The 13,494-nt window shown below is 59.5% G+C and carries 15 protein-coding genes; 3 read left to right on the top strand and 12 right to left on the bottom strand.

Annotation, left to right across the window (positions count from 1 at the left end; all coding sequences use genetic code 11):
• Positions 1–2: 2 nt before the first annotated feature.
• Both RBI05_RS06050 and pdhA read right to left on the bottom strand, forming a co-directional pair.
• The gene (locus RBI05_RS06050; protein ID WP_150457356.1) at positions 3–980 is read right to left on the bottom strand and encodes an alpha-ketoacid dehydrogenase subunit beta; all 978 of its coding nucleotides are present in this window, start codon (positions 978–980) and stop codon (positions 3–5) included.
• A 15-nt stretch (positions 981–995) separates the two neighbouring features.
• Positions 996–2,063 carry a pyruvate dehydrogenase (acetyl-transferring) E1 component subunit alpha gene (pdhA, locus tag RBI05_RS06045; RefSeq protein WP_150457355.1) on the bottom strand — a complete coding sequence of 356 codons (1,068 nt, stop codon included), beginning with the start codon at positions 2,061–2,063 and terminating at the stop codon, positions 996–998.
• Between the two features lie 257 nt (positions 2,064–2,320).
• Here pdhA and RBI05_RS06040 point away from each other — a divergent pair, with 257 nt between their 5' ends.
• A complete protein-coding gene (locus RBI05_RS06040) occupies positions 2,321–3,052 on the top strand; it encodes an alpha/beta hydrolase (protein WP_310550422.1) in 732 nt (243 codons plus the stop codon).
• Positions 3,053–3,159: 107 nt separating this feature from the next.
• Here RBI05_RS06040 and RBI05_RS06035 read toward each other — a convergent pair whose 3' ends face one another.
• The gene (locus tag RBI05_RS06035) at positions 3,160–3,645 is read right to left on the bottom strand and encodes a low molecular weight protein-tyrosine-phosphatase (protein ID WP_310550421.1); all 486 of its coding nucleotides are present in this window, start codon (positions 3,643–3,645) and stop codon (positions 3,160–3,162) included.
• Positions 3,646–3,791: 146 nt separating this feature from the next.
• Here RBI05_RS06035 and RBI05_RS06030 point away from each other — a divergent pair, with 146 nt between their 5' ends.
• Both RBI05_RS06030 and RBI05_RS06025 read left to right on the top strand, forming a co-directional pair.
• Complete coding sequence (locus RBI05_RS06030) at positions 3,792–4,433, top strand: thiamine diphosphokinase (protein WP_310550420.1); 642 nt, start codon at positions 3,792–3,794, stop codon at positions 4,431–4,433.
• 280 nt (positions 4,434–4,713) lie between these two features.
• Positions 4,714–5,214 carry a C40 family peptidase gene (locus RBI05_RS06025; protein WP_150457351.1) on the top strand — a complete coding sequence of 167 codons (501 nt, stop codon included), beginning with the start codon at positions 4,714–4,716 and terminating at the stop codon, positions 5,212–5,214.
• A 29-nt stretch (positions 5,215–5,243) separates the two neighbouring features.
• Here the strand turns inward: RBI05_RS06025 and RBI05_RS06020 are convergent, their stop codons facing one another.
• The 9 genes from RBI05_RS06020 to RBI05_RS05980 form a co-directional block, all read right to left on the bottom strand.
• A complete protein-coding gene (locus RBI05_RS06020) occupies positions 5,244–5,948 on the bottom strand; it encodes a winged helix-turn-helix domain-containing protein (protein ID WP_191089493.1) in 705 nt (234 codons plus the stop codon).
• Between the two features lie 159 nt (positions 5,949–6,107).
• Positions 6,108–7,259 (bottom strand): ThiF family adenylyltransferase, encoded by a 1,152-nt coding sequence (locus RBI05_RS06015; RefSeq protein WP_310550419.1) that lies wholly within the window; start codon positions 7,257–7,259, stop codon positions 6,108–6,110.
• A 34-nt stretch (positions 7,260–7,293) separates the two neighbouring features.
• Positions 7,294–9,066, bottom strand: a complete 1,773-nt coding sequence (locus RBI05_RS06010) for a serine/threonine-protein kinase (RefSeq protein ID WP_310550418.1) — start codon at positions 9,064–9,066, stop codon at positions 7,294–7,296.
• A 163-nt stretch (positions 9,067–9,229) separates the two neighbouring features.
• A complete protein-coding gene (locus tag RBI05_RS06005) occupies positions 9,230–10,309 on the bottom strand; it encodes an SAM-dependent methyltransferase (RefSeq protein ID WP_150457348.1) in 1,080 nt (359 codons plus the stop codon).
• Complete coding sequence (locus RBI05_RS06000; protein ID WP_310550417.1) at positions 10,306–11,088, bottom strand: ABC transporter ATP-binding protein; 783 nt, start codon at positions 11,086–11,088, stop codon at positions 10,306–10,308. Before RBI05_RS06000 ends, RBI05_RS06005 begins: the two co-directional genes overlap by 4 nt.
• Positions 11,085–11,420: a thioredoxin family protein gene (locus RBI05_RS05995; protein ID WP_310550416.1), complete on the bottom strand. Its 336-nt coding sequence runs from the start codon at positions 11,418–11,420 to the stop codon at positions 11,085–11,087. The genes RBI05_RS06000 and RBI05_RS05995 overlap by 4 nt, the downstream gene beginning before the upstream one ends.
• 47 nt (positions 11,421–11,467) lie before the next feature.
• Positions 11,468–11,782 carry a cyclic-phosphate processing receiver domain-containing protein gene (locus RBI05_RS05990; protein ID WP_150457345.1) on the bottom strand — a complete coding sequence of 105 codons (315 nt, stop codon included), beginning with the start codon at positions 11,780–11,782 and terminating at the stop codon, positions 11,468–11,470.
• Entirely contained in the window at positions 11,775–12,656 is an 882-nt protein-coding gene (locus RBI05_RS05985) for a deoxyribonuclease IV (RefSeq protein ID WP_310550415.1), read from the bottom strand. The genes RBI05_RS05990 and RBI05_RS05985 overlap by 8 nt, the downstream gene beginning before the upstream one ends.
• Entirely contained in the window at positions 12,646–13,461 is an 816-nt protein-coding gene (locus tag RBI05_RS05980) for an Fpg/Nei family DNA glycosylase (protein ID WP_310550414.1), read from the bottom strand. The genes RBI05_RS05985 and RBI05_RS05980 overlap by 11 nt, the downstream gene beginning before the upstream one ends.
• Positions 13,462–13,494: the final 33 nt, after the last annotated feature.

Here is a 13,494-nt window from a genome sequence, read left to right as displayed (position 1 = left end):
AATTAAAATTCCAGCACTTTCTTCACGCCTGCAACGACGCGGGCGGGACTCGGAAGCCAGGCATCCTCGATCTGGGCAAAGGCATACACCGTATCGGGCGCGGTTACGCGCAGCACAGGAGCTTCGAGGTGCAGCAGCGCCTTCTCGTTGATCTGGGCAATCACTTCGGCGGCAACGCCGGCGCTCTTCTGCGCTTCCTGAACCATTACGGCACGGTTCGTCTTCTTGATCGAAGCCACGATGGTGTCGATGTCGATCGGGCTGATCGTGCGCAGGTCGATAATTTCGGCGCTGATGCCTTCTTTGGCCAGCTCATCGGCGGCTTTGGTTGCGGTATGAACCATCAGACCGTAGGCAATGATGGTCACGTCGCTGCCTTCGCGAACGACATTGGCTTTGCCGATCTCTACAACATAGTCTTCTTCCGGCACTTCGGCGCGGAAAGCATGGTAGAGATTCAGGTGTTCCATGAAGAAGACCGGGTCGTTATCGCGGATGGCGGCAATCATCAGACCCTTGGCGTCATACGGATTGGAAGGAACGACAACCTTGATGCCAGGGCTCTGCGCAATCAGGCCCTCCAGGGAGTCGGTATGCAGCTCGGCCGCCTTCACGCCGCCGCCAAACGGGGTGCGGAATACGATCGGAGCGTTATATTTGCCGCCGGTACGGTACCGGAGACGCGCAGCCTGTACCACGATCTGGTCCAAGGCTTCAAAGATAAAACCGACAAACTGAATCTCGGCAACCGGACGGAAGCCCTGAATGCCCAGACCGACGGCCAGGCCGCCAATCGCGGATTCCGCAAGCGGCGTATCGAATACGCGGTCTTCGCCGAATTCCTTCTGAAGTCCTTCCGTCGCGCGGAACACGCCGCCGACATTGCCGACGTCTTCGCCGAAGACCAGAACGTTCGGGTCACGCTTTAATTCGACGCGCATCGCGTCGCGGATCGCTTCTTTCAAGTTCATTTGTGCCATTGCGAGACATCCCCCTTATTGAAAATCGGCTTTCTGCTCTTCGAGATGCTGCGGTGTCTTTTCAAACATCGAGTCGAGCAGGCCGGCAATCGTCATTTTTTCGGTCTTCTCCGCTTTCTTGATCTCTTCGTTCACGGTCGCTTTCGCTTCGTCCTTCACGCGCTGCGTCTCTTCGTCGCTCCAGAGGCCCTTGGCTTCCAGATACTTGACTACACGCGCGATCGGGTCCTTCTCGCTCCATTGTCCTTCTTCTTCCTTCGTCCGGTACTTGCTCGCATCATCGGAGAGGGAGTGCGGACGGAAACGGTAGGTAACCGCTTCGATCAAGGTAGCGCCTTCGCCATTGCGGGCGCGTTCTGCGGCTTCCTGTACGGCGCGGATAACGGCGAACACGTCCATGCCGTCCACCTTAACGCCCGTGATGCCGGCGGCAACCGCTTTATGAGCAATCGACTTGGCAGCCGTCTGCTTCGCAAAAGGAGTGGTGATCGCATAGCCGTTGTTCTGCACAAAGAAAATAACCGGCAGCTTGAAGCGGCCCGCATAGTTCAAACCTTCATAGAAGTCGCCTTCGGAAGAACCGCCGTCGCCGGTATAAGTGATAACGACATTCTTCTCTTTCTTCAACTTAAAGCCCATTCCCAGGCCGATGGCGTGCAGGATCTGGGCGCCGATGATAATCTGCGGCGGCAGTACATTCACACCTTCCGGAATCTCACCGCCGTGTTGGTGTCCGCGGGAATACAGGAATGCTTGATACAGAGGAAGTCCATGCCAGACGAGCTGGGGAATATCGCGGTAGCCCGGTGCGACGAAATCGCCCTTCTCCAGCGCAAATTCGCTTCCGACCATCGTCGCTTCCTGTCCGGAGACCGGAGCATAGAATCCGAGGCGGCCCTGGCGGCCAAGGTTAACGGCACGGTCGTCCCATGTGCGGGTAAAAATCATGCGGTAAGCGATCTGCTTCAGCTGTTCATCGCTGAGCTCGGGCATTTTATCCTTATTGATGACTTCTCCTTCCGGAGAAAGTACCGAAAGGGCTTCTACGTCCTCAGTGTACACTTCATAAGGAACTTTACTCATCATCTTCACCTCAACAAAAATATTTGAATATCAGCTGCCTCTGTTATAGAATTATTATACACCTGTTTCGTTCATTTCGTCAAAGAAATACGCATAAAATTTATGTTCTCAACGAATTTGTATGTATTACAGGTGTCTGGCAATCATATAACAGTTAACCCCTGAAAAACCCAAGTAAATGATTTTTGCCACAACCATCATTGTATCCTATTGCATGAGTCAATGCAAAAACCGACAGGAAAGGTGTTGTTAGCGCCATGAACGAACCTGTTTTTCTGAAACGTACAATTGCCAAACATACCCTTCACAGCCGACATCTCGGCGAAGACCGCAAGCTCCGCATCTACCTCCCGCCCGGCTATAATGAACTGCTCAGCTATCCGGTCGTCTACTGTCAGGACGGCGAGGAATTCTTCAACTTCGGACGAATCGCCACCTTGGCGGGTCAGCTTATTCTGGAAGAAGACGTGGAACCCTTCATTATTGTAGGGGTGGAAGTCAATGTAAAAACCAGAACGGCGGAGTACGCTCCTTTTGGCGACCGCTTCGATGCCTACCTGGCTTGCTTCGCTGAAGAAATTCTTCCCTATATAGAAGAGAATTATCCTGTCCGCCGGACGCCGGACGAGCGAATTATAGCCGGAGACTCGCTTGGGGGCAGCGTATCGCTGCATATCGCCCTGCGGTATCCGCATCTGTTCACCCGCATCCTGAGCCTTTCGGGCGCCTTCTATCCCGAGACCCGGGCATGGATCGAAGACGAGACCGACCTGTCACGTCTGAACCTTAATATGGTTGTCGGACTTCAAGAGACCGAATACCAGACCGACACGGGCCTTTATGATTTTGTCGAGATGAACCGGCTCACCCGGGATCTTCTCCTGGAACGCGGGGCCACCGTCGATTACCGGGAGAAGGACGGCAAGCACCTTTGGGGTTTCTGGCAGAATGAGCTTCGAGAGTCACTCCTTTATTTCTTAAACGCTTGAAACGCTTTTGATCGCCGAATTTATGAACATTTGGCAAAAACTTCGGAGCGTCAGGAGAAAGATGGCGCTTTCATTATTCTTGCGAGAGGGCTGCGGCCCTCTTTTGTCTATTCCCCGGCCGTCCGCTTCCCGGAGATTTCCTCTTTCAACCGGAATAACAACGCTTCACAGCCCGCATCTACCAATCGGTAAACTTCATCGAAGTTGCCGGTGAAATAGGGGTCCGGCACTTCACGGAGCGCTTCGTCCGGCAGCAGGTCCATCAGTCCAATAATCCGCGCCCCGCTTCCGCCGGCCAGCTTGCGGACATTCGCCTCGTTCGAGCGGTCCATGCAGACGATAAAATCAAACCGGTCCAGATCCTCCGGCTGCACGGTTCTGGCCGCAAGCCCCGCATAGCTGATGCCATAGCGGTCCAGCAGCTCCCGGGTTCCGCCGTGCGGCGGCTTGCCGGTATGCCAGTCCCCTGTGCCGGCCGAATCCACCGAAATTTCCGCTTCAAGTCCGCTCTCTCTAATCTTGTGACGAAGCACCGCCTCCGCCATGGGCGAGCGGCAGATATTGCCGAGGCAGACAAACAATACGTTCAGCATCCTTCCCACGTCCTTTCCGCACCCGGTTTTTGAGCGCACACAGCTTCATTCTAGCGTTCTGCACCGAATTGTACAACCTGTCCTTCTCGGCTATACTGTGGAGGAATTAGACGGCCATTGACTGGCACACAGGAGGAATACCAGGCATGTCTTCCCAACGGGTAGTAATCTTCGGCGGCGGCGAGCTGTCGGATGACTTTGTGGATGTATTAAAGGAAGGTGATTTTGTAATCGGAGCGGACAGAGGGGCTTTGTTCCTGGTCGAGCATGGAATTTCGCCGCATACGGCTGTCGGCGACTTCGATTCGGTATCGGCGGAGGATCTGGAACGGATCCGCCAGAACAGCGGCAGTCTGATTGCCTGCGACGCCTTCGACAAGGATTTGACCGACAGCGAACTGGCTCTGGAGCTTGCCCTGGAGCGGCAGCCCGCCGAGATTCTTCTGGTCGGCGTTACCGGCTCGAGACTGGACCACTCTCTGGCCAGCATCCAGATGATGACCCGGGCGACCGACCGGCAGGTTGCATGCTCGCTGCTTAACCGTAATAACCTGGTGACTATCCTGAATTCCCATGCGGAAATTCAGGACCAGGGATATACCTATGTCTCCCTGCTGCCCTTGACTCCGGCAGTCACCGGCATCACTCTGCGCGGCTTTCTGTATCCGCTGGAGAACGCCACGCTCCGTCTGGGCCAATCGCTGGGCGTCAGCAACAAGCTGACCGGAGCTTCCGGGACTGTATCCATTACAAGCGGTCTCCTGCTGGTTATACAGAGCCGGGATTGAACCCGCAAGCTTCTAATAAATACAGGTTTGTAACCGGATTGCCCCACGACTCCACGCCCCGGAAATCCTTTATATTCAAGGGATTTCGGGGGTTTTTTGCTTTTTCCGGCCTTGTAAATATTAATTTTCTGTAACTTTTAATTGAATTTTAATAAAGCGTTTCCAACCCGCCCGGAGAGCCGGATTCACAGAGTCCATCCAATTATTAGGCTGTTTCGGACCTGTTATACTACGAATCAGCCGGGGCAGCCCGGACAATCATCACTGGAGGTACTACAGCATGAATAAGCAATATCTGATCCGCAAGGCTCTGATTATCGGAATGTGCACCGCTATGGGATTTACGGCAGTGGCCGCTTCCGGCGTCAGCACACCGACGGCAGCCGCCGCTACTGCAAGCACCGGCCAGAAGGTCGTCAACTTAGGCAAAACGTTCTTGGGAACCCCATATAAATTCGGAGCCGCAACATCCACTACACGCTATTTCGACTGCTCGTCGTTCACCAAATATATCTTCAAGAAGTACGGCGTCACGCTTCCCCGGACTTCCGCCGACCAAGCCAAGGCCGGACGGGCTGTATCCAAGTCCAATCTGAAGGCCGGCGATCTCGTCTTCTTCTCCAGCGGCAGCCGGGCCAACGGACGCAACGTAACGCACGTCGCCGTGTACATGGGCAGCGGCAAAATCCTGCATACCTACGGCTCGCCGGGCGTTACCGTCTCGAACCTGAATTCCGGCAACTGGAAAAAGACCTATCTCAAAGCGCGCCGCGTTCTCTAATACGGCCCTCGACCTTTGAAAACCGATCTTTACGTCTGCGGCGCCTCTTCCGGCGCCCGGACTACATAACCGATACCCCGGACGGTATGAATCAGCTTCCGCCGCCGCCCTTTGTCCACCTTGACTCTGACATGGCGGATATAGACATCGACCACATTCGTGGCGGTGTGAAAGTCGTACCCCCATACCTCCCGCAGAATTTCGCCCCGGGAGCAGGTGTCCCCGGCATTGGACACGAGATAATACAGCAGAGCGAACTCTTTCGGCGTCAATTCCAGATCAATGCCGTCCCGGTAAGCTCTTCCCCGCTTCGGTTCAAGGCGCAGCCCGTCCAGCGTCAGGGGGACACCGCCTCTTCTCCGCCAGACCAGATGGATCAGATTGCGGCTCCGCGCCAGCAGTTCCTCAAGGTCGGCAGGCGTCGCCATACAGTCGTTGGCTCCCGCCTCCAGAGCCTGCACCACGGCCTCGGGACCCGTCCGTTCCGTAAGGACCAGAACCGGGAAGAAGCGGACGGAGCCCCGCCACTCTTCAACGAGCGGCCAAGCCGTCCAGCTTGCCGGATCGGCGAGCTCTACGACCAATACCGCCGCTTCTCCGCTCTGGAGCTTGAGCCGGAATTCATTCAAGTCTTCGCACGGGAAGAGACGGAATCCGTCTTCAATGCAAGCTGTCCGCAGCCCCCCGGGCGGAGCCTCGCCCCGCTCACTGTACCATACCAGCACCTCGTCCATTCTTGTGCGCTTCGCCTTCTTTGGTTCCCGGCTCCTCCGGGAACGGCTGTATTTGGCGGTAGCATTCCCGAAGAAGAGGCGAAGCATACGCACAAGCTCTGTCCGCACTCCCTTGCATTCGTCAAGGGAGCGTTCTTTGTTAGCGCCCCTTGCGGCGGCTCAGCCGAAATAGCGGTGATAGAGACTGCGCGCCACGGCCGGATCGCTTGTCCCGTGAACCAGCGCCCGGCCGTCGGCGAAGATAACGATCCGGCAAGCCCCCTCGGTGTAAGTGACGAGATAGGGATTGCGCTCGACCCGGCCCGCCCCGAGCCGCGCCAGCCGGTTCGCCGTCTCTTCAAGCGGCACGGAGGAGCGGACGGCGGGTCTGATCTGAACCGTGTCGCGGCCGCAGAGCGCCTCGCTGCGCTCAACGCCGCCTGCCGACAGATAAGGGTAGGAACGCTTGTCCCCGCAGGAGGGACAGGACGCTTTTCTCGCCGAAGACACCCCGAAGGCCTGATGCTCGTTCCGCCACATATCGAAGGTCAGGAGTTGGCTCCGCAGCGCCTCCCGCCGCCCGCCCAGCAGCTTGAGCGCTTCGCCTGTCGCATGGGCCGCCACAAGCTGCACCGCTTGCGGAAGAATGCCCGCCGTATCGCAGGTATCCCCTCCGAGCGGTACCGTTCCCAGCAGGCAATTCAGGCAGGGCGTCTCCCCGGGAATCACCGTGTAGGTGATGCCATAGCTGCCGACGCAGGCGCTGTAAATCCACGGAATCCGGTACTTTTGCGCCAAATCGTTCAGAATGAGACGGGTATCGAAATTATCGGTTGCATCCAGGATCAGATCTGTGCCGGGCAGCAGTTCTTCCAATTCCTCTATCCGGGCGTCGGCGACATGCGCCTCGACCGTGATCTCCGAGTTCAGCTGCATCAACCGCCGCTTCGCGGCTATCGCCTTGGGCGTCCGGCTCCTTGCATCCGCTTCGGTGTACAGCTGCTGACGCTGAAGATTGCTCCATTCCACATAGTCCCGGTCAACAAGAACAAGCCTTCCGGCTCCGCTTCTGGCGAGCGTCTCGGCCATTCCGGCTCCGAGAGCCCCCGCTCCGACAATCAGCACCGAAGACGCTCCCAGACGCTTCTGGGCCTCCGCGCCAAAGGGAGCAAAGCGAATCTGCCGCGAATACCGGCCGTTCCGCCCCTCGTTCGGGTCCGGATTGTTCACCGGGGCTTCTTCCGCTCCCCGTCCGGCTCCTGCTTCCATCTCCCGCTCTGTGCCCATGACCGCCAGCCCCTCTCTTCCGCTTATTAAAAGGAATTTTACCATACCCCGCCGCTCTTTTTGTATGGCGAGTTTCACTCTAAGACTGCTGCCACTCTCCGGATCTGCGGCACGATGCCCGGCCGATTGCCGGGCGAAGCAGGCGCGCCAGCGCGGCTTCCAGCTCGCCGCCCCGCCGGAACGGATCGCTCTGACAGGGCAGCGGCAGCACGGGCACCCCAAGCGCCCGGCGAAAGAGAGCCGCCGCCTGCGGGGTGCCGAGCGGCAGCGCCACAGCCTGCCGCCCCGCACCGGGCGTCCCGGCGGGCGCCAGCCGCCGCCGCAGCCAGCGCAGCGACTCGCCGATCCGCCAGTCGGCGGCCGGCGCGAGCAGGATTTGCAGGCCGCATTCACCGATGCGGCCCTCCGTCCCCGGCGCCGCTTCGCCGGGCGCCGAGCCCAGATCGACGACGGTGAAGGCGTAGCCGTCGTCCGGAGGCAGCCCGCCGCGGTGCCCGCCGCGGCAGGCATAGTCGACGCCGCCGAGGCGCACCGGGCCGGGCACCGGCCCGGCCTGCTCCGGCAGCGGGAGGTCATCGCCGGCCGCCCACTCGGCGATGACACGCAGAACGGCCGACTCCGGGCGGTCGTCGACCCAGAGCGTCGGGCCCCGGCGCGACAGAAGCGCGGCCAGCGCCAGCGATGCATGGGTGACGCCGATGCCGGGCGCGGCGCCGAGCAGACCGATGCGCAGCGGTTCACCGTGCGCTGCATCCGCCGCCTTCCGGGACCGGCGGCCGCCTGAAGATTGGCCTTCCGCTCGGGAGAAGCGGCCTTCTGCGCTGTCCGTCCGTCCTCCGGCCGGATTGATCCAGGACGGATTGGCGCCGGCCGGATTTCCTCCGGCCGCATCGCCGCGAAGCAGGGAACGGAGGCTCCTTCTGCCGGAGACTTCTGCTGCGCATGTTCTTATGTTGTCCGCTTCCGCATGGCCGCCTGCCATTCTCTCCGCAGCCTTCCGCCCGGCTTCACGGTCTGCTGCTCTAAACGGCCGGGATCGCAGGGAGCCCGCCGCCGCCATCACCTCCGCAGCGCTCTGGAACCGGTCCTCCGGCCGATGCCGCAGCAGCCGGCGCAGAACCGGAATCCAGCCTTGAGGCAGACGGCCCGCCAGCCGCCGCTCCATGCCGCCGCTCCACTGGCTGTACTGTCCGCCGGTAGACAGGTACAGCAGCAAGGCTCCGAGTCCGTACAGATCGGAACGGGCGTCGGTCTGCCCGCCGGTGTACTGCTCGGGAGCTGCAAAACCGACCGTTCCAAGCTTGACCGTATCGTCCCCCGCCCCGGCCTTGAAGCTGCGCGCGGCCCCGAAGTCGATCAGCATCACTCCCCGGTCCGGCGTCAGCATCAGGTTGGAAGGCTTGATATCCCGGTAAATGACCGGAGGACGCTGCCGGTGCAGATAATCCAGCACCTCCAGCAGCTCCATGCCGATTTCGGCGATCTCTTCTCCGGGCAGGCAGCCTCCGCACTCGTTCAGCCAATCCGACAGGGTAAGCCCTTCGATATATTCCATAACCAGATAGGCCCGTCCTTCACCCGGCGGCCGGATCCAATCCGCCATCCGCGGCAGCCGCGGATGCCTAAGCACACTCAGCAGCCGCGCCTCCTCCTCCGCCAGGCTCCGGTTTCTCTCCTGCTCAGCTCCATCGCCCGGCGGGTCTGCAATCTCCTTCACAGCCCACCGGGCTCCAGGCAGACGCATGTCTTCGGCCAGATAAACATAACCTGCTCCCCCTTGCCCGATCCTCCCGATGATCCGGTACCTCTCCCCCAGCCGGTCGCCCGGCTGCAGGGACGTCTGCTCTTTCACGCGCCCATCCCCTCTCTTTCCACATAAAAAAAGCATCCCTTCTCTCCGCCTTGGCGGAAATGAAGGGATGCTTTCCCGTATATGAGGACCAGTATACTTCGCGGTCCGCCGCAAGTCCATGAGAGAAATCAACGAGATGCGGTCCGTCTATGAATTCAATCTATTAATATTTAATCATATGAATAGTCACTTCATCGCGATTGTGGAACAGCTGCTTGATCCGCTGGATCTGCATCCGCTCTCCTTCAAAGATCGCCGCGATCTCCCGTATGAGCGCCAGCGGCTTCTTGTAGAGCAGCTTGACCGTCACAACCGCCGTCCCGCCCGGCGCCAGACTGTAGAGCAGGCCGCTGACCAGCTTGGCCATCAGCTTCGGACTCCAGCTCATATCGCAGACCAAGAGGTCGAATTCATTCTCCCGGAATTTGACTTCGCCGGCATTCTTCCGCAGCACTTTCAGGCCGGGATGACCTTCCAGCGATTCATGCATCCGGGCCGGATCGACCGCCGTGACCTGCATTCCCCGTTCCAGCAGAAAAGAAGTCCAGCCGCCGGGCGCCGCGCCGATATCCAACGCCTTGCGAAAGTGCCCGAACGGGATGCCGAATTCCTTCTCGGCCTCCATCAGCTTGAATTTCGCCCGGGAAATCTGGCCTTCCTCGCGCTTGAACCGAATGGCGCCGCCGTTCCAGTCCGACAGATTATCCGCCGGTCTCGATACCCCGGCATACAGCCCGGCGGCTCCGGCATAAACCGAGATCGTCCATTCCGGCTCATCCACCGTGAACTCGCATCCCAGATCGGCGAGCCGCTCCTGAAGCCATTCCCGCAGCTCGCCGGGGCTCTCCTTCCAGAACGCATCGTCGCTACGGCGCGCCTGCAGCGCCACCCGCTGGCCTTCAAGCTCGCTCCGCCGGTTCAGGTAGACGGCAAGACGCTCCAGCGCCTCATGGGCAGGCTCATCCTGGAACTGCACCGGCATCAGATGGCGCAGGAAGATCGGCGGCTGCTCCTGAAGCGTCCTTACTACCTCGCCTGCTTCCTGCGGCAGCGTTGCCAGGAAGATCTCGGCGGGAAGCAGCGGCGTACTCTTGACCGCTCCGAACAGACGGCGCAGCTCTTCCTGCGCATAAGGGGCAAAGCCGTGGTTCGCGGTACAGATGAAACGCGACGCAGCCGCTGCCCCAGCATTTCCGCCTTGTTCCTGCTCTTGTTGTTTCACATTGCTCTCCAACTCGTTCAACTGGGAATTCCTCCAGGTTTCATTTTTATCCAGGGCCGTCCGTAGGCCCATTCCAGGGCAATCGGCAGATCGTAGACACGGTTCAGCATGTCTTCGTTCAGCACTTCTTCCTTCGGGCCCGCTCCGGCCAGCCGGCCGCCATGAATCAGGGCGACATGGGTGAAGAGCGGCATAATCTCTTCAACATGGTGCGTGACATAGACCACGCCCGTGTCGCGGCGGCGGAGCTTATCCACCTCCGCCAGCATTTTTTCCCGTTCATACAGATCCAGACCGGCGCAGGGCTCATCCATTATCAGCAGCTTCGGATCGGCCATGAGGCAGCGGGCCAGCATCGCCTTTTTCCGTTCGCCCTGGGAGAGGCTTCCGAAGGCATGGTGCGCCAGCGGTCCCAGCTTCATATCCTCCAGCAGAGCAAGCGCCTTCTCTTTCACTTCCTGCGGGATGCGCTGATAGAATCGGAGATAGGCAAAAGCCCCGGTCGCCACCACTTCCCACACGGGGTCCCGCAGCGTCAGCTTCTCCATCAGCGAGGGACCAATATAACCGATCTCCTTGCGCACCTCGCGCAGGTCCACCTCCCCGTAAGTATGGCCCAGAACAGTAACCGAGCCGCTGCTCGGGAACAGGTAGCCTGTCATCATTTCCAGAAGTGTCGTCTTGCCCGAGCCGTTTCGCCCCAGAATTACCCAGTTCTCGCCCGGCTGGATCTCAAGCGACACATCGTCCAGGATCAGACTGTCCTCCCGGCGAAGCGTCAGATGCTCCAGTCTTATCATGTTGCGGTTCCCCTCCTTATGTAATCCAGGATATGCTCTACCGACTGTACGGCATAGAGGACGGGCTCTGCAACGGACCGGTCTTGCCGGACGGCAAGCAGTGCGGGAACGCTGGATATCCTCAGGCTCTGCACGAAGGCCGGCATCCGGTTGACATCCGCCCGGATCAGTTCCACTTCTTCCGGAAGCAGATGGCCCGCTATGTCCAGCATGCGAAGCGCCACTTGGCAAGTCCCGCAGAAGGGAGAAACGGCCAGAATCGCCAGCAGTGTTCCCGGATTCTCAAGCTTCTGAAGCAGCTCCTGCTCGTCCAGCTCCCTGATCGTCAACATAGTCACCCTCTTCCCAGATCATACGGATCATACGGACCATAACCGGCTCATTCCTTCGGCTCCGGCAGCGGACCGTTGTGCAGAAGGGTCCCTTCCGGAATATTGGGGTAGAGCGTTTCGAACATCTCCTTGCGCCCCGCCAGACTGGAGGTATGGAGATAGATCCGCTTCGGATACAGCCCTTCCAGCACCAGACTGCGCGCCACATCGCCGCCCGTACGGTCCGAAGGACCCATATCATAATCCAGCGACAGAATTCCGACCTCGCATTCTCTCAGCATAAGCAGGCATTCCTCCGTCGTCCGGGCCAGCGCGAACCCGGCCGGCGGCCGGCGGTAATCATCCATGAAGATATTAATCATGCGGGCTGTCTCCTGTCCGCCAGGAACGAACGAGACCGATCTCCTGCCGATGCGTGCCGTCCGGTCCGGGCTCTGTCTCCAGCACCGTGATCGCTCCAACGACCGGCGGCGACGTCAGGAAGCCGCGCAGCGCTTCCGCTCCGATTTGGCCTTCTCCGATCCGGGCATGGCGATCCCTGCGCGAGCCGAAGCCGTACACAGAGTCGTTCAAATGAACAGCCGCCAGTCCGGACCAATACCCGAGCCGGTCGCCTTTCTCCAGCAGCTCCCCGGTACGCTCGGGATTCCACAACCCGGATGCATACGCATGGCAGGTATCGAAGCAGAAGCCCACCTTCTCGGGATACCGGCATAATTCGCGGACCTTGACGAGCTCTTCCAGCATCGCCCCTTCGGTTCCTCCCTGACCCGCCTGGTTCTCCAGCAGCAGCCGGCAGCGCCCGCGCCAGCCGTCCAGGCTCTCATTGATACATTGTATAATATTTTGATAGCCTTGTAACGGATCGTTCCCCTTGAAATGCCCGAAATGCACGACGATGCCCGCCGAACCGCAAGCCTCCGCGATTTCAAGATCGTTGCGGATGGAGGCCGTCATAACCGGGCGCGGCACCGGATCGGCCGGACCGGCAGCCGGATTGGTCGGGTACGGCGTATGGGCGATGGATTGAATTCCTTTGTCCAGACCATAGACGGCGCAACGGGCCGCATCGGCAGAATCGAAAGCTTTGGGGCGCAGACTCCTCGGATTCTTGGGAAAATACTGATAAGCGCCCGCACCGCTCTCCCAGGCTCTTCTGGCTGCGGCGGCATAGCCGCCGCGGGTGCTGACATGCGCCCCCACACCCTCCCGGGTGAGGGCTTTCTCAGCGGTCATGCTGACAGTCCGGACAGTAGAACACCTTGCGCCCCGACAGTTCCTCCTTCAGAATCGTCCCGCCGCACCGGTAGCAGGCTTCGCCGCCTCTGTCATAGACCAGACAGCGGTCATTGTAACTGCCTGTGACCGTATCGCCTTCCATAAAAGGCATCTCCATATAGCCTCCGATATCGGTCGCATTCCGCAGGACGGTACCCGCCGCCTCATACAGGCGCCCGAGCGCATCATCCCCCAGCCCCTGGACCGGAGCATCCGGGCGAAGCCCTGCCTGATAGGCGATCTCGTCCGAATAGCAGTTCCCGATACCGGCAAACACCGCTTGGTTGACGAGCATAGTCTTCAGCGCTCCTCTTCTGCCCCGGACTCTCTCCTTGAAGCGTTCGGCGCTCATGCGCCGGTCCAACAGCTCGGGCCCAAGCTTGGACAGCGCCGCTTCCGTCTCCTTGACGGACAGCAGGTGCAGATAACCGAGCCGAAGTCCCATCATGTACAGCCGGTTCTCGCCGAAGACAATTTCGATCTGCGTACTCCGCAGCGGACGCTGATCTTCGGTTCCATAGAACAGGAGGCCGCCAAGCATTAAATGCAGCAGGAGCCGCCGTCCGTCGCTCAGATGGAACAGCAGGTGCTTGCCGCGCCGTTCGACGAAGATCATCCGCGTTCCCGGCAGCGTCTGCCGCAGCACATCCGCCTCGACGTTCAGACTCTTTTCCCGGTTGACGATGACTTCCGTAATCGGCTTGTTCAGAATATGCTGCGAAAGCAGTCTTCGGTAGTTCTCCATTTCCGGCAGTTCGGGCATGGTCGTATCTTCCCCTTTGTCTCTGATTGCTTA

Origin of the sequence: Paenibacillus glufosinatiresistens (assembly GCF_031470375.1) — a bacterium.
GTDB lineage: Bacteria > Bacillota > Bacilli > Paenibacillales > Paenibacillaceae > Paenibacillus_AQ > Paenibacillus_AQ glufosinatiresistens.
Note: the sequence above shows the minus strand (reverse complement) of the source record. Positions and strands in the feature narration are given on the sequence as shown.